A 14,192-nucleotide genomic window follows, 5' to 3' on the forward strand; every position below is an offset into this window, starting at 1 on the left:
CGGTCATTCCGTTCCGGGCGTCTCCTTGATAACTTAGTTTCTAGGTACACATACATGACCGAGTGAGGAACGGAAGGAAAAGCGATGACGGAAATCGCGGACACCGCCGCCGGCCCCCTGGAGGGCGTGCGCGTGATCGACCTGTCGACCGTGGTGATGGGCCCCTACGCGGCCCAGATCCTCGGCGACCTCGGCGCCGACGTGATCAAGATCGAGTCTCCCGCCGACACCGTCCGCGTGGGCCACTACCGCACCACGCCCGGTATGACGCCGCTGAACCTCAACGTCAACCGCAACAAGCGCAGCGTCGCCCTCGACCTCAAGGACGACACGCAGCGCGAGCACGCGCTGAAGCTGATCGACGCCGCCGACGTGCTGATCACCAACATGCGACCCGGCGCACTGCACCGCCTCGGCCTGTCCTACGACGACATCGCCGCCCGCAACCCCGGGCTCGTCTACGCGCACGCCCAGGGCTTCCGCAGCGACTCCGACCGGGCCGGCAACGCCGCCTACGACGAGAGCGTGCAGGCCGCGTCCGGCCTGGTCGACATCGCCGACCGGGCGCTGGGCGAGCCCGTCTACCTGCCCACCATCATCGGCGACAAGGTCTCCTCCCTGACCATCGCCTACAGCGTCCTCGCCGCCCTGCTGCACCGCGACCGGACCGGCCGGGGCCAGCTCGTCGAGATCCCGATGACGGACACGATGATCGCCTTCAACCTGGTCGAGCACCTGGCGGGCCACACCCACGTGCCCGAGACGGGCCCCACCGGCTTCTCCCTGTCGATGCTCAAGGGACACAAGGCGGTGCGCACCAAGGACGGCCTGGCCTGCGTCATTCCGTACAACCCGCAGAACTACCGGGACTTCTTCACGGCCGCCGGACGCCCGGACCTGGCCGAGGACCCGCGGGTGGGCGGCGAGGCCATCGACAGCGCCGACCACGAGGACCTGGCCGCCCTGGTCGACGCGTGCGCCCCGGTGCTGACCACCGAGGAGTGGGCGGAGGTGTGCGCCAAGCACAGCATCCCGATGGCCCCGGTGCTGGAACTGGACCGCGCCCACGAGGACCCGTACGTCCGTGACGGCCACCTCCTCGACACCGTCGAGCACCCGACCGAGGGCACCGTCCGCACCGTCGGCATCCCGGTGCGCTTCTCCGCCACCCCCGGCTCGATCCGCCGCCTGGCACCGGTCGCGGGCCAGGACACCGAGGACGTCCTCGCCGAACTCCAAGCCGCCGCCCGCTGACCAGCACAGCCGGCACAGCCGGCACAGCCAGTACAGGAGAACAACCACCATGAGCACGCCCGCAACCCCCGTAGTACGCACCGAACGCGTCGGCTCCACCCTGCTGATCACCCTCGACCGCCCCGAGGCCCGCAACGCCGTCGACGCGGCCGTCGCCACCGCCCTGGCCGACGCACTCGACGAGTTGGAGGCCGACCCCGAGCTGCGGGCCGGCGTCCTGACCGGCGAGGGCGGCACGTTCAGCGCCGGCATGGACCTCAAGGCGGCCCTGCGCGGCGAGTCGCCCGAGGTCGAGGGCCGCGGCTTCGGCGGCCTGACCGAGGCCGAGCCGGCCAAGCCGCTGATCGCCGCCGTGGAGGGCTACGCCATGGGCGGCGGCTTCGAACTCGCCCTGGCCTGCGACCTGATCGTCGCGGCCGAGGACGCCCGGTTCGGACTCCCCGAGGTCAAGCGCGGCCTGATCGCCGCGGGCGGCGGCGTGATCCGCCTGCCCAAGCGCATCCCCCACCACCTCGCCATGGAACTCCTGCTGACCGGCGACCCCGTCGACGGCCGTCGCGCCGGTGAACTGGGCCTCGCCAACCGGGTCACCGCCACCGGTGAGGCCGTGACCGAGGCGCTCCGGCTGGCCGAACGGCTCGCGGTCAACGCCCCGCTCGCGCTGGCGACCGTCAAGCGCGTCGTCCGCGCCGCCGACGGAGCGCCCGACGCGGAGGCCTTCGCCTTCCAGCGCGGGGAGATGAAGACCCTGATGGCCTCCGCCGACGTACGCGAGGGCATGACCGCCTTCGCCGAGCGCCGTCCCGCGCGGTGGACGGGGAGGTGAGGCGGACATGAAGGCCGAGGACGTACGACAGCACGTCACCACCCCGCTCAGCAGCCCCGCGTACGCGCCGATGGTCCCTCGGTTCACCGACCGCGAGTACCTCAACGTCGTCTACCGCACCGACCCCGACGCCCTGCGGGCCGTCGTCCCCGAGCCCCTGCGGATCGACGAGCCGCTGGTCCGGTTCGAGGTCATGAAGATGGGCGACGTCAGCGGCTACGGCCCCTACACGGAGGCCGGCCAGGCGATCCCCGTCAGCTTCGAGGGCGAGCGGGGCGAGTACCTGCACGCGATGTACCTCGACAACTTCCCGGCGACCGCGTCCGGCCGCGAGGTCTCCGCCTACCCGAAGGTCATCGGCTCCCCGGCGCTCCACGTGGACTCCGGCGCGCTCGTCGGCACCCTCGACCACGGTTCGCTGCGGGTCGCCACCGCGACCATGGGCTACAAGCACCACGAGCTGGACCGGGCCGAGGCCGAGGCACAGATCACCGTGCCGACCTTCATGCTCAAGACCGTCCCCGGCTACGACGGTCTGCCGCGCGTGCAGGAACTCGTCCGCACCCGCATCACCGACGTCACCGTCAAGGGCGCCTGGACCGGCCCCGCCCGGCTCCAGCTCTTCCAGCACGTGCTCGCCCCGCTGGCCGACCTGCCGGTGCTGGAGGTCGTGTCCGCGAGCCACATCCTCACCGACCTGACGCTGAACGGCGTCGAGCCGGTCCACGACTACCTGAAGGGGGTTACGTCATGACCCGCGCCTTCCGTACCGCCGCCGTCATCGGCGCCGGGACCATCGGACTGTCCTGGACGGCCCTGTTCGCCGCCCACGGCCTGACCGTCCGGGTGACCGACCCGCGCCCCGACCTCGCCGAGGCCGTGGACGAGGCCCTGGCCCAGTACGCGCCGCACCTGGCCGCCCGCGGCCTGGACGTCACCGGCCTCGCCGACCGCGTGCACATCGCCGCCGGTGTCACCGAAGCGGTCCGGGACGCGGACGTCGTCCAGGAGAACGGCCCCGAGCGGACGGACTTCAAGCAGGACCTGTTCGCCACCCTCGCCCGCGAGGCACCCGCCCACGCGTTGCTGCTCAGCTCCTCGTCGGCGATCCCGTCCAGCGCGTTCACCCGTGAACTGCCGGACGGGGCCGCCGCCCGGGTCCTGATCGGCCACCCCTTCAACCCGCCGCACCTGGTCCCGCTCGTCGAGGTCGTCCCCGGCGAACGCACCGGCGAGGAAGCCGTGCGGGACGCGGTGGACTTCTACACCTCGGTCGGCCGCAGCCCGGTCGTCGAGCGCAAGGAGATCCCCGGCTTCGTCGGCAACCGCCTGCAGAACGCGCTGAGCCGCGAGGCGGTGTACCTCGTCCAGGAGGGTGTCGTGACCCCCGAGGACCTGGACAAGGTCATGACCAACTCGCTGGGTCTGCGCTGGGCCACCGTAGGCCCGTTCCTCGGCTCGCACCTGGGCGGCGGACCCGGCGGCTACCGGCACCTGGTCGAGCACATCGGCAAGTCGATGCGGCAGACGGGGGCGGGACTCGGCACCCCGTCGCAGAACGAAGACCAACAGGAACGGCTCATCGAAGCCGTGGAAAGGGCCTACGGCTCCTCCACGTACTCGGAACTCACCGAGACGCGCGACCGCAGGCAACTCGCTGTCCTGGCAGCCCTGGACAGCGCGGACAAGGAGGAGAACTGAGATGACCACCACGTACGAACCTCTCCAGGACCAGCTGGTCGCGGACTTCTACACCTACGAGGCGCTGCTGCCGGACGACGAGCGCAAGCTCCTCCTCAAGGCCCGCTCCCTGATGCGCGACGAGGTCAAGCCGCTGGTCAACGAGAACTGGGCCAAGGACCGGTTCCCGAAGGAGCTCATCACCCTCTTCCGCGAGAGCGGCCTCGCCGGCCTCCCCTACGAGGGCTACGGCGAGCACCGCCCCGCCGTCAGCAACCTGCTCAGCGGCACGATGGCCATGGAGATGGCCCGCACCGACGCCTCGGTGTCGACCTTCTTCGGCGTCCACAACGGTCTGGCGATGTACTCCATCCACTCCGGCGGCGACCAGGAGCAGCGCGACCGCTGGCTGCCGGCGATGGCCGCGATGGACAAGATCGGCGCGTTCGCGATGACCGAGCCGCTCGGTGGCTCCGACGTCGCGGGCGGCATGCGCACCACCGCCCGGCGCGAGGGCGACACCTGGGTCCTGAACGGCGCCAAGAAGTGGATCGGCAACGCGACCTTCGCCGACTACGTCGTGGTGTGGGCGCGCGACCTCGACGACAACCACGTCAAGGGCTTCGTCGTCGAGAAGGGCACGCCCGGCTTCAGCCCCGCGAAGATCGAGGGCAAGATCGCCTTCCGGATCGTGGAGAACGCGGAAATCACCCTGACCGACGTCCGGGTGCCGGAAGCCGACCGCCTGCAGAACATCAACTCCTTCCGCGACGTCGCGGAGATCCTGCGCGCCACCCGCGGCGGGGTGGCCTGGCAGGCGCTGGGCGTCATGGTCGGCGCCTACGAACTGGCCCTGGACTACGCCCGGGAGCGCAGCCAGTTCGGCCGTCCGATCGGCGGCTTCCAGCTGGTGCAGGACCTGCTGGTCAAGAGCCTGGGCAACATCACCGCCTCCTGGGGCATGCTGGTGCAGCTCGCCCGGCTGCAGGACGCCGGCGTCTTCCGTGACGAACACTCCGCCCTGGCCAAGGCGTTCGTCACCTCGCGGATGCGGGAGGTCGTCGGCTGGAGCCGGGAGATCTTCGGCGGCAACGGCATCCTCCTGGACCACGACATCGCCCGGTTCTTCGCCGACGCCGAGGCGATCTACTCCTTCGAGGGCACGCGCGAGATGAACACCCTGATCGTGGGCAAGTCGATCACCGGTCAGAGTGCCTTCGTGTGAGCCCCTGCCCCATCTGCGAACCAACCCCCAGGTCGTTGACCTGGGGGTTCGTCGTCATGCCCGGTGACCTGGCTCAGCTCGGCCTGAGGATGACCGCCTGGCCGCCCGCGGGTGCCATCGCCACGCTCAGCGTGGTCGCCGCGGTGACCGACTGGGTGCTGACGACAACGGGGGTCTGGTACGGACTGGTTCCGGGAGCCCCGTCGGCGTAGACCGTCGCCGTGTAGGTGCCGCTGCCCAGGAAGGACAGCGGGAGCGACAGGGTCCGGGCCGTCTCGTTGGTCATCGCGCCGAGGAACCAGGTGGAGCCGCTCCGCCGGGCGACGGCCACGTACTGGCCGATCGACCCGGTGAGGGTGCGGCTCTCGTCCCAGGTGGTGGGAACGGCGTTGAACCAGGGGAGGCCGGGCCAGTTGGCGGTGTTGGCGTACTTCGACAGGTTGTTGTCGTACCAGAAGAGGAAGTTGAGCGGCTGGTAGTAGACGGCGGCCATGGCCATCTGGTGCACGTTGGTCGTCTTGTCACGCGACTGCCCGTAGCAGATGGTGTAGTCGAGGGGGCCGCCGATGTTGCGGGCGAAGGGCAGGGTCACGTTGTGCGTGGCGGTGGGGAAGTTCTCGTTGCCGCGGACGCCTTCGAGGCTGATCCAGTTCGGGTAGGTGCGCTCGTAGCCGAACGGCCGGACGTCGTCGTGCATGTCGATCAGCAGCTGGTATGGCGGCGATCGGCTTCGTCGCGTCGGGGGTGGAGAACTCGGGGCCGTACCAGCCGGCGTCGTACTCGATGTACTGCAGGCCGCGGGCCACGGCGAAGTCGACGCCCGCGAGTCCGGCGGCGGTGGTGAGTTCGCAGCGGAAGACCTTGCCGGGCTTGATCCAGGAGGTGTCGGCGAGGGCGCTGGGCGGGGCCAGGTTGAGCACGAGCTCGGCGTTGTCGACCAGCTCCGCGTGGGTGGAGCCGATGACCACCGCGCGCCAGGGGGTGGCGAACGGGGTGGTGACGGTGGAGGTCGTCGCGACCGGGCCGCTGCCGCGGGCGGTGTGCTCCATCAGGAAGGTGGTGAGGGCGTTGGGCTGCCCGCTGACCGAACTGAGCATCAGCCGGGGGAAGTTGACGCGGGACGACTCACAGATGCAGGCGATGACACCACTGGCGAGGGTGGCGGTCAGCGGGAGGTCGGTGAGGGGGCCGTTGTCCGTGCTGGAGGTGCCGGTGACGGGGATGGAGCCCGGGGCGACCGGGTTGTAGTCGTTCTCGTCGCGGGCGCTGTAGACGAGGGTGTTGTCGGGGAAGACGAACGTGGTGAGCTCGTCGGAGATGGTGGCGGTGCCCTTGTCGAGCAGGACGTAGCGCAGGGCGACACCGGCGTTGTAGGCGCGGGCCTGGACGCTGAAGTGGACTCCGGAGGCGTTGTCCTGGAGGTTCCAGCGCTGTTCCTGGTAGTTGTCCGTGATGGTCGTGTTGCGTCCGTAGGCCGGGTTCCACGTGGTGTTGACCGTCCAGTGCTGGTTCAGGGTCACCGTGACGTTGTTGCCGAGGGTGGTCCCGTTGCTCAGCTTGAGCCCGAGGGGTGAGGTGGCGATCACGGTGCTGCCGCCGCGCAGCACGGACCACTGGAGTGCTCCGCTCACCACCGACAGGGTGACGGACGTCCGGCCGTCGGGCGAGGTCGCCCGGACCGAGGCGTCCGCCGCGTAGGCGGGGCGCGCGGCCGCGATGCCCGCCGCCGCCATCCCGGCGGTGACGATCACGCCCTTGAGTATCCCTCTGCGGGAGACACCCGTCGGCTGCCCGGCTCCACCCGAGGAGGATTCTTCCTCCTCGCCGGCACTTCCCATCATGAGCGGACCCTCTTCCTCGAGGACGGTACGACAACGGACCACACCTTCAAACAAAACCTGTCGGTAGTAAACGTTTGTTGGTGTTGGAGAAGTTGTAGATGTGGTCCGGTTGTGAGTCAACGAGTTGGCCGGAAGGTCACTTGACTGTTACGCGCGACCGCCGTTGCGACCCTCTCCGCCGACACGCACGACGGCGGTGCGGCTGACTGCCCTGACTGCACTTTCAGTTCTTCGTCACCTGTTTAAGCGGTGATGTAATGCTTGCAGTTTTCGCCGGTCACCCCTCAAGAAGGTTGAGATGGTGGACCGTCGAAGCTCTGTCACCGTCTTGACCGGTGACGCGCGCCATGCGACAGTCAATCGACGGACGGCCGGTGCACGTGAACGCACGGAGGGGATTCACATGATCGACAGGCGTGGCTTCGGAAAGGCCCTGGGGTTGGGTGCGGGTGCGGCGGTCGCCTCACTGACCGGTGTGCGGACCGCGTCCGCGGCTTCGCCTGTCGCCGAGGTCGTCCCAGGCGCGCAATACACCGGTTTTCCACAGCTGAAGCAGATCAGGGCCGGCCTGCTGAACGTCGGCTACGCCGAACTGGGCCCCGCCCGCGGTCCCGTGGTCATCTGCCTGCACGGCTGGCCGTACGACATCCACAGCTATGTGGACGTCGCCCCGCTGCTGGCCGAGGAGGGGTACCGCGTGATCGTCCCGTATCTGCGCGGCCACGGCACGACACGCTTCCTGTCCGAGCGGACGTTCCGGAACGCGCAGCAGTCGGCGATCGCCCTCGACATCATCTCCCTGATGGACGCCCTGAAGATCGAGAAGGCAGTGCTCGCCGGCTTCGACTGGGGATCGCGGACCGCCGACATCATCGCCGCGCTGTGGCCCGAACGCTGCAAGGCGCTCGTGTCGGTGAGCGGCTACCTCATCACCAACCTGGAGGCCAACCTGAAGCCGCTGGCGCCCCAGGCCGAACACGCGTGGTGGTACCAGTACTACTTCGCCACCGAGCGGGGCCGGCTCGCCATGGAGGACAAGACCCTGCGCCACGACCTGACCAGGCTCGTCTGGGACACCGTCTCCCCGACGTGGGACTTCGACGACGCCACCTTCGAGCGTACGGCGGCGGCCTTCGACAACCCCGACTACGCGGCCGTCGTTCTCCACAACTACCGCTGGCGCCTGAGCCTGGCCGACGGGGAGCGCCGCTATGACGGGCTCGAGAAGCGGCTTGCCGCACGGCCGGTCATCGAGGTCCCCACCATCACCCTCGACGCGGAACGGGACCCCTTCACCCCACCGGGCGACGGCGGTTCGTACCGGGACAGGTTCACGGGCGGCTACGAGCACCGGACCCTGCCGGGGACCGGCCACAACGTGCCCCAGGAGGCACCGGGGGCGTTCGCCCGGGCGGTCGTCGACGTGGACCACTTCTGACCGCTTTGTCACCTGCTCGGTAGGTGACTGTTCTTACCCGGAATCCCGAGACGGAACGGAGTACGGCCATGGAAAGCCGGCAAGGCACGGACGACGCGGCGGTGGCACGGCGGGCGCGGTACGGCAGGCTGCCCGACCGGGTCGGCCACGACGAACTGGTGGAAGAGAAGAGGGCTGTGCCGAACGATCCGACGCGGTACGCCCACGACCCCGAGGCATCGTGGAGGTCCTTCGCCTGTCTCGCCGCAGACCTGGGCCTCTGAGTCGGAATCTTGCCCGTATCTCGGTCACCGGTCAGAATGGTGACATGAACCTCGATCATGTCTTCGTGTGCGGCGACCCGGCGCTCGACTTCGCGGCCACGCTCCGCGCACGCCGATCGGCACGTTTCGAGATGTTCGTGACGCCGGACAGGCTGAACGCATGGTACGTGGAGTCAGGCATCGTCGACGCGGTCTCGCCCGGTCGGGAGGCCGACGTGGAGCAGGCGAGGACCGTGCGGGAAGCCGTCTACCGGCTGGTCACCGCGCGTCGGCTCGGGGAGGAGTTCGACGGGGCGGCGCTGACGGTGGTGAACAACGCGGCGCGCAAGTCGCCGCCGGTACCGCAGCTCACTCCGGCGGGCCGGTGGACGCAGGCGACGCCGGAAGAGGCCCTCTCGATGGTGGCCCGCCACGCCATCGAGCTCCTGAGCGGACCGGACGTGCCCCTGCTCAAGGAGTGCGGGAACCCGGAGTGCACCCGCACCTACATCGACCGCTCACGGGGCATGCGCCGACAGTGGTGCGGGATGGAGTCCTGCGGCAACAGGATCAAGGCGGCCGCGTACCGGGCCCGCAAGAAGACCGAGCTGTAGAGGCGTCAGGCGGGCTGCGGGGCGGGCGTTGCCGGAGCGGCCGCGGCCTTGCGGGTCTCGCGCATGATCAGCAGGCCGTTGCCCACCATCAGTGTCGCGGTCAGGCAGTGGACGCCGAGCGCGGTGGCCACGGAGCCGTGGTGGGCCAGAACGGTGGCCATGTCGCCGTACGCGGCGAGGGCCTCCACCAGCAGCACCCAGCCCAGCGCCCGGCGGTGGCCCGTCACCAGCAGGATGCCCAGGACCAGGGCCAGGACGACGTCGCGGATCCCCTTGATGATCAGGAAGCCGTCGCCGTCGCCGGACGGCCGGCTCGGCAGGCCGAAGCCCGGCGCCGTCGTCTCCGGGCTCACGATGAAGTCCGTGCCGAACCAGAGGATGAAGAGGATGAAGGCGGCGGTCAGGGCGGTGTTGATCTTCTTCAGTGACATCGTTCTTCTCCGGGCTCAGGCGAGGGCGGCGACCAGCAGGGTGAAGGCGGCGATGAGGACGGCGACGCGGGCGTAGTGGTAGCGGTCCCAGCGGTTCATCTGCTCCTTCCAGTCGGCCGGCCGGTTGTCAGGGGTCCATGTCTTGCCCTGGTTGTTGATCGGGACCAGCAGCAGAAGCGACATGATCACGCTGAGGATCAGCAGCGCGCCGGCGGTCACGACGAGGCCGGTGCCGTGGTGGTGCCACCTGGCGGCAGCCCAGATGCAGACGAGGACGAGTGAGCCGATGTACCAGACCGGCATCACGGCGCCGAGCATCCGGCCCCCGTAGGCGCGGCCGAGTTGGTCGCTGTCCTCCGGGAGGGCGTTGAGGATCCGGTTGATGACGAAGGCGACGGAGAACTCCACCCCCACCATCAGGCCGACGACCACGGTGGTGAAGACCTCAAGTGCGTTGAGCATGATGACCCCTCCTGGTATCTAGCGGCGCTAGATGATGAGTCAACGCTAGTACTACTGCCGCTTGATTGTCTAGCGGTGCTAGGATTCGAATCATGTCGGTACAGGAACGCAAGGAGCGCGAACGGGCGGAGCGCGAGCGCCTCATCTTGGCGACGGCTCGCGAACTCGCCGAGCAGCAGGGCTGGGACGCGGTCACCACCCGTCGGCTGGCCGAGCGCATCGAGTACAGCCAGCCCGTCCTCTACAGCCACTTCCGCGGCAAACGCGAGATCATCGGCGCCGTCGCCCTGGAAGGCGCCGCCGAACTGGCCGCCGCGGTACGGGCCGCGACCCGCGCGGCGAACGGCCCGCGCGAGCGGGTCGCCGCCCTCGCTCGCGCCTACCTCGACTTCGCCGCGCGCAACCCGGCGGTCTACGACGCCATGTTCCAGCTCGACGGCGGTCTGGCCTTCGCGCAGGAGGACACTCCGGAGCCTTTGAAGGACGCGTTCGCCGCCCTGCTGGAGAGCCTCGGCGAGGTCGCCGGGGAAGGCATCGACCCGGGTCTGTTCACCGAGGTGTTCTGGGCGTCCCTGCACGGTGTCGCGACCCTGGTCCGGGCGGGACGGCAGCCGCCGGAGTACGCCGAGCAGAGGGTGGAACTCCTGGTGGACCGGCTCGCCATCGTCTGACCCGTCGTCCTGACCCGTCGTCCGACAGGCACGCGGCCGAGGCCCTCGGGCCCCGCCGCCTGCCCACGGCATCGCTTCCGGTCTGAAACGCCGGTGAAATGACCGTTGTGTGCAGTTCGCTCTGGCAGAGTCGACGCGGAGGGCGGACGTGCCGCGTCCGCCGTCACCCAGCGTCCCCCGATCAGTCCGAGGAGGAGGGCGGCATCGCCGCCATCCCATCCGCATGAGATCCGCCGAGCAGCGCGCCGAGGGCGCGGGACCCTTCACCACCCGGCTCACCTGGCACCTCCCCGGCGGAGGCACGGCCGTGTGGGAGTCGCGGCTCGCCCGGCGGCGCGGCATCATCGCCGTCCGGCCGCCCGGCGCGGCGGCCGGACGGCACACCAGCGCCGACGATGTCGCCCTCCGCCGCCTGCGTGGGCTCAACGCCATCGCCGCGACCGCCTTCGTCATCGGCGGGGCCCTCTTCGCGGACGGCGCCGGTGTCGCCCAGTTCGGCTCCGGCGACGCCACGACCTGCGCCTCCATCTACTTCGCCGGCGGCCTCTTCTTCAACACCGGCGGCTACGTCTCACTGCTCCAGGTCGTCAACGCGCCCCGCCATGTGCCCGGTGGCGAAGGCCGACTGGTCACCCAGGACTGGCGCTGGTGGAGCTACGAGCCGGCGCGGGTGGACTGGCTGAGCGTGTTCGTCCTGTTCGCCGGCACCCTCGTGTTCGCCGTCGACCTGCTGGACTCCTTCCTCCAGGGGCTGACCGTCCAGCAGACCAACCGGCTGGTCTGGGCCCCCGATGTGATCGGCTGCGCGCTCTTCCTGGTCTCCGGTCACCTGGGGTTCGTCGAGATCTGCCACCGCCGGTGGCCCTGCCTCCACCGCCGCAGCCTCGGCTGGTGGATCGTCGCCGTGAACCAGCTCGGCTCCGTCCTGTTCATGATCTCGGCCCTCGCCGCCTACACCCGCCCCGCCACCGGCAGTCTCATCAACGCCGACATCGCCAACTGGGCCACCCTCACCGGAGCATCGTGCTTCTCCCTCGGCGGCGTGCTCCAACTCTTCGAACTCCCCTGACCTGATCAGCTGCCCGGAGCGCGCCGACCGGCCAGGCGGTGGACCAGGTAGGCAGAGCTGGTCGCATGCTCCCTCCGCCTGACGGTGGAGCCGGGTTCGGTCCGTGGGGCGATCCTCGGTGGCTGCTGTGGCTGCGACGCTCATGAGTGAACAGGCCGATGACCATTTCACCGGAACGAGGACCGCGCATGCTGCCGCTCCCTCACCTCGAAGGCCCCACAACAGTTCGTCCGGGGCGACTCCGTGCCGCGTGGCGGGCGGCGCACAGGCCCGCTTCCGGGGTGTCGCGTCGGATGCGGCTCGTTGCCTGTGCCGTGCCGTTGACCGTTCTGCCGTCCAGCATCTGGCGACTGCCCGCCGTGTTCGACAAGGGAGTCGGGCTCGGCGAGCAGGCGTACGTCGTGCTGCTCTCGGTCCTCTCCGAAGCCCTGGCGTTCACGGCGATCGGGCTGATCGCCGGTTGGGGAGAGGTGTTCCCGCGCTGGACACCGTTCCTGCGGGGCCGCCGTGTCCCGACGGGAGCGACGGTCGTCTCGGCCGCCTGCGCCGCCGCGATCCTCACGCTCGGTACCCTCCTGACCCTCGTCACCGAGATGACGGGCACCACGATCCGTGGCGACGACCTGCCCGCCGACTCGCCCGGTCAGGCGGGCGGCTGGGAGACCGCCTGGTTCTACGTCTGTTACGCGCCGCTGCTCCTGTGGGGTCCCCTGCTGGCCGTGCTGACCGTCGCCTACTGGAAACGTCACAAGGCGCAGAGGGCTTGTTGACTGATCGGCTCGCGGGAGAGACTTCCACCGCACTGTAGACAGGGACCGGAAGAGAGCAGACCCGATGTTCGGCTTGAGCGAGCTGGCCTTGATCCTCCTGGTCGTCGTGGTGATCCTCGGTATCAAGAGGCTGCCCGAGCTGACGCGTTCGGCGGGCAAGGCGACCCGGATCTTCAAGAGTGAGGCGAGGGCCCTCAGGGATCAGGACGCCCCTGGACGAGTCGTCCAGGGCTCGGTCGTCCGGCGTGACGATTCGCCCGCGGGTTCCTGATCCTCGACGCCAAGGTCATGATGTGCCAACGGTCGGGCCATGAAAACGGAATGGGGAATTGTCCGGGCATATGGTCGGCCCATGGAGGGGCGGGATCGTGGCAATGCGGACACCCGGTGGCGGCTCGGCGCCCGAGGGGCCCCGCGTCCCGTGAAGGCGTCGTACGCCCGGCGGTGGATGCTGCGAGGGCTGTGGGTCGTGTCGTCCCTGTGGGTGGCGACCGTGCTCGTCGACGCGGGGCTGATCCGAAGTCATGTGCTCAAGGGCACGTACACGGGGATCCCGGCGCTGGCCGGTGCCGTCGCCGGTCCCGTGCTGATCTCGATCTGGCTCGGTTCCTCGGGCCGGCCGTCCATGGTCGTCCAGAACGGTCTGTACCTCGTCTCCGCCAGGACGCTGACGGGAGTGCGCACACTTCGTCTGGACAGTCTGGTCGGCGTGCGCCGCTACACCGCGATCGACCGCTACGGCGGCCACGTCGACGAGTTGCACATGCGGGACGAGAACGGGGTCCGGCTCAGCGTCGACAACGAACCGCCGGTCAGCACGCAGGTGCGTCAGGCCGTCCGGCGTGCGGAATCACGTCCTGGTCCAGCGATCGTGGCGACCCGTCACGCCCGCACCGGTCTCGGTCTGGAGCCGGGCTCCCGCATCCCCGAGGGGGCGCACAGATTCTGGGCGTTCTGGATGCTGATGGGGTCGTTCTGGCTGCCCGCCCTGATCGGCTACGCGGCGGCCTGCCTCCTCGCGGGCACCGGTATCCCGGGAGCACCGGGCCGCTGAGCCCCGACTTCTCAGGTCAAGGCCGGTGCCGCCCTATGCCGCGAGCATGACGGGGGCGGCCGTGGTCCCCGGTTGCTTCTCAGGGCGGGTGGTGAAGACGTAGAGCCGCAGGACGATGAAGCGGCCCGTGCCGGCGAGGCCGGAGGCGCCGAGGTAGACGATCTGCTCGGTCAGCATGCTCGGCGAGGGCTGCACCACGTGCAGGACGGACACGGCGACGCTGGTCAGCGCATAGGCGGCGGTGGCCGCGCCCGCGGACTGACAGTGCTCGCGCCATCCGGCGCCGCGCCCCCGGCGGAACGTGCAGCGGGCGTGGAGTTCGGTGCACAGCAGGGTGGAGGCGACGGTGATGATCGCGTTCGCGACCGCCCAGGGCACCATCCCGCCCAACAGCGGGACCGCGAAGCCGGCGAGGACGCCGACGCCGCCTCCCAGGACCACGAACGGTATGAAGGAGGCGACGGGGCCAGGGGCGGTCGGAGTCGCCGTCTCGGGCTCCTGTGCGAGCGGCGACTGCATGCGGGGTCTCCTTCGGTGGCGGGGTTCGGTCACAGGCTGTGGGCGGTGATGTCGCCGTAGGCGGTGGTGGCGTGGATGTGCAGGCCGGCGTCGGTG

The 14,192-nt window shown here is 69.7% G+C and carries 17 protein-coding genes and 1 pseudogene; 13 read left to right on the forward strand and 5 right to left on the reverse strand.

Annotated features, from left to right (window positions below):
• Nucleotides 1-84: 84 nt before the first annotated feature.
• The 5 genes from IG99_RS17975 to IG99_RS17995 are packed head-to-tail and all read left to right on the forward strand — an operon-like array spanning nt 85 to nt 4,985.
• Nucleotides 85-1,254, forward strand: a complete 1,170-nt coding sequence (locus IG99_RS17975; protein ID WP_037675109.1) for a CaiB/BaiF CoA transferase family protein — start codon at nt 85-87, stop codon at nt 1,252-1,254.
• A 49-nt stretch (nt 1,255-1,303) separates the two neighbouring features.
• Nucleotides 1,304-2,080, forward strand: coding sequence for a crotonase/enoyl-CoA hydratase family protein (locus IG99_RS17980; RefSeq protein WP_037675111.1), 777 nt, complete (start codon nt 1,304-1,306; stop codon nt 2,078-2,080).
• Between the two features lie 7 nt (nt 2,081-2,087).
• A complete protein-coding gene (locus IG99_RS17985; protein WP_037675113.1) occupies nt 2,088-2,834 on the forward strand; it encodes an acetoacetate decarboxylase in 747 nt (248 codons plus the stop codon).
• Nucleotides 2,831-3,781, forward strand: a complete 951-nt coding sequence (locus tag IG99_RS17990) for a 3-hydroxyacyl-CoA dehydrogenase NAD-binding domain-containing protein (protein WP_037675115.1) — start codon at nt 2,831-2,833, stop codon at nt 3,779-3,781. The genes IG99_RS17985 and IG99_RS17990 overlap by 4 nt, the downstream gene beginning before the upstream one ends.
• 1 nt (nt 3,782) lies before the next feature.
• Nucleotides 3,783-4,985: an acyl-CoA dehydrogenase family protein gene (locus IG99_RS17995; RefSeq protein ID WP_037675117.1), complete on the forward strand. Its 1,203-nt coding sequence runs from the start codon at nt 3,783-3,785 to the stop codon at nt 4,983-4,985.
• A gap of 73 nt (nt 4,986-5,058) precedes the next feature.
• Here the strand turns inward: IG99_RS17995 and IG99_RS50340 are convergent, their stop codons facing one another.
• The gene (locus IG99_RS50340; protein ID WP_234311876.1) at nt 5,059-5,682 is read right to left on the reverse strand and encodes a glycoside hydrolase family 97 C-terminal domain-containing protein; all 624 of its coding nucleotides are present in this window, start codon (nt 5,680-5,682) and stop codon (nt 5,059-5,061) included.
• A gap of 262 nt (nt 5,683-5,944) precedes the next feature.
• Nucleotides 5,945-6,826 (reverse strand): annotated as a pseudogene (locus IG99_RS50345) (glycoside hydrolase family 97 N-terminal domain-containing protein); the annotation flags it as partial.
• Nucleotides 6,827-7,229: 403 nt separating this feature from the next.
• Here IG99_RS50345 and IG99_RS18005 point away from each other — a divergent pair.
• The 3 genes from IG99_RS18005 to IG99_RS18015 all read left to right on the forward strand — a co-directional run bounded on the left by IG99_RS18005 (nt 7,230) and on the right by IG99_RS18015 (nt 9,120).
• Entirely contained in the window at nt 7,230-8,264 is a 1,035-nt protein-coding gene (locus IG99_RS18005) for an alpha/beta fold hydrolase (protein WP_037675119.1), read from the forward strand.
• A 68-nt stretch (nt 8,265-8,332) separates the two neighbouring features.
• Nucleotides 8,333-8,527 (forward strand): hypothetical protein, encoded by a 195-nt coding sequence (locus IG99_RS18010; RefSeq protein ID WP_037675121.1) that lies wholly within the window; start codon nt 8,333-8,335, stop codon nt 8,525-8,527.
• Between the two features lie 44 nt (nt 8,528-8,571).
• Nucleotides 8,572-9,120, forward strand: a complete 549-nt coding sequence (locus IG99_RS18015) for a CGNR zinc finger domain-containing protein (protein WP_037675124.1) — start codon at nt 8,572-8,574, stop codon at nt 9,118-9,120.
• A 5-nt stretch (nt 9,121-9,125) separates the two neighbouring features.
• On the opposite strand, the gene IG99_RS18020 is transcribed toward IG99_RS18015, so the two are convergent.
• Both IG99_RS18020 and IG99_RS18025 read right to left on the reverse strand, forming a co-directional pair.
• Nucleotides 9,126-9,551 carry a DUF4267 domain-containing protein gene (locus tag IG99_RS18020; protein WP_037675126.1) on the reverse strand — a complete coding sequence of 142 codons (426 nt, stop codon included), beginning with the start codon at nt 9,549-9,551 and terminating at the stop codon, nt 9,126-9,128.
• A 15-nt stretch (nt 9,552-9,566) separates the two neighbouring features.
• A complete protein-coding gene (locus IG99_RS18025) occupies nt 9,567-10,013 on the reverse strand; it encodes an anthrone oxygenase family protein (protein WP_037675129.1) in 447 nt (148 codons plus the stop codon).
• A 92-nt stretch (nt 10,014-10,105) separates the two neighbouring features.
• On the opposite strand from IG99_RS18025, the gene IG99_RS18030 reads away from it, so the two are divergent.
• From IG99_RS18030 to IG99_RS18050, 5 genes are all read left to right on the forward strand, one after another.
• Nucleotides 10,106-10,684, forward strand: a complete 579-nt coding sequence (locus IG99_RS18030; protein WP_037675131.1) for a TetR/AcrR family transcriptional regulator — start codon at nt 10,106-10,108, stop codon at nt 10,682-10,684.
• A gap of 223 nt (nt 10,685-10,907) precedes the next feature.
• A complete protein-coding gene (locus IG99_RS18035; protein WP_037675133.1) occupies nt 10,908-11,753 on the forward strand; it encodes a hypothetical protein in 846 nt (281 codons plus the stop codon).
• A gap of 188 nt (nt 11,754-11,941) precedes the next feature.
• Nucleotides 11,942-12,523, forward strand: coding sequence for a hypothetical protein (locus tag IG99_RS18040; RefSeq protein ID WP_037675136.1), 582 nt, complete (start codon nt 11,942-11,944; stop codon nt 12,521-12,523).
• 64 nt (nt 12,524-12,587) lie between these two features.
• Nucleotides 12,588-12,794, forward strand: a complete 207-nt coding sequence (locus IG99_RS18045; protein ID WP_037675138.1) for a twin-arginine translocase TatA/TatE family subunit — start codon at nt 12,588-12,590, stop codon at nt 12,792-12,794.
• An 81-nt stretch (nt 12,795-12,875) separates the two neighbouring features.
• Nucleotides 12,876-13,577: a hypothetical protein gene (locus IG99_RS18050; RefSeq protein WP_158973197.1), complete on the forward strand. Its 702-nt coding sequence runs from the start codon at nt 12,876-12,878 to the stop codon at nt 13,575-13,577.
• Between the two features lie 33 nt (nt 13,578-13,610).
• Here IG99_RS18050 and IG99_RS18055 read toward each other — a convergent pair whose 3' ends face one another.
• Nucleotides 13,611-14,096 (reverse strand): GtrA family protein, encoded by a 486-nt coding sequence (locus IG99_RS18055; protein ID WP_037675141.1) that lies wholly within the window; start codon nt 14,094-14,096, stop codon nt 13,611-13,613.
• Between the last annotated feature and the right edge of the window lie 96 nt (nt 14,097-14,192).

The sequence above is a fragment of the Streptomyces griseus subsp. griseus genome (genome assembly GCF_000720255.1).
Lineage (GTDB): Bacteria > Actinomycetota > Actinomycetes > Streptomycetales > Streptomycetaceae > Streptomyces > Streptomyces griseus_I.

Coding starts and splice junctions, on each gene's coding strand:
- IG99_RS17975 (WP_037675109.1), top strand. CDS start 85: ATGACGGAAATCGCGGACACCGCCGCCGGCCCCCTGGAGGGCGTGCGC.
- IG99_RS17980 (WP_037675111.1), top strand. CDS start 1,304: ATGAGCACGCCCGCAACCCCCGTAGTACGCACCGAACGCGTCGGCTCC.
- IG99_RS17985 (WP_037675113.1), top strand. CDS start 2,088: ATGAAGGCCGAGGACGTACGACAGCACGTCACCACCCCGCTCAGCAGC.
- IG99_RS17990 (WP_037675115.1), top strand. CDS start 2,831: ATGACCCGCGCCTTCCGTACCGCCGCCGTCATCGGCGCCGGGACCATC.
- IG99_RS17995 (WP_037675117.1), top strand. CDS start 3,783: ATGACCACCACGTACGAACCTCTCCAGGACCAGCTGGTCGCGGACTTC.
- IG99_RS50340 (WP_234311876.1), bottom strand. CDS start 5,682: ATGCACGACGACGTCCGGCCGTTCGGCTACGAGCGCACCTACCCGAAC.
- IG99_RS18005 (WP_037675119.1), top strand. CDS start 7,230: ATGATCGACAGGCGTGGCTTCGGAAAGGCCCTGGGGTTGGGTGCGGGT.
- IG99_RS18010 (WP_037675121.1), top strand. CDS start 8,333: ATGGAAAGCCGGCAAGGCACGGACGACGCGGCGGTGGCACGGCGGGCG.
- IG99_RS18015 (WP_037675124.1), top strand. CDS start 8,572: ATGAACCTCGATCATGTCTTCGTGTGCGGCGACCCGGCGCTCGACTTC.
- IG99_RS18020 (WP_037675126.1), bottom strand. CDS start 9,551: ATGTCACTGAAGAAGATCAACACCGCCCTGACCGCCGCCTTCATCCTC.
- IG99_RS18025 (WP_037675129.1), bottom strand. CDS start 10,013: ATGCTCAACGCACTTGAGGTCTTCACCACCGTGGTCGTCGGCCTGATG.
- IG99_RS18030 (WP_037675131.1), top strand. CDS start 10,106: ATGTCGGTACAGGAACGCAAGGAGCGCGAACGGGCGGAGCGCGAGCGC.
- IG99_RS18035 (WP_037675133.1), top strand. CDS start 10,908: ATGAGATCCGCCGAGCAGCGCGCCGAGGGCGCGGGACCCTTCACCACC.
- IG99_RS18040 (WP_037675136.1), top strand. CDS start 11,942: ATGCTGCCGCTCCCTCACCTCGAAGGCCCCACAACAGTTCGTCCGGGG.
- IG99_RS18045 (WP_037675138.1), top strand. CDS start 12,588: ATGTTCGGCTTGAGCGAGCTGGCCTTGATCCTCCTGGTCGTCGTGGTG.
- IG99_RS18050 (WP_158973197.1), top strand. CDS start 12,876: ATGGAGGGGCGGGATCGTGGCAATGCGGACACCCGGTGGCGGCTCGGC.
- IG99_RS18055 (WP_037675141.1), bottom strand. CDS start 14,096: ATGCAGTCGCCGCTCGCACAGGAGCCCGAGACGGCGACTCCGACCGCC.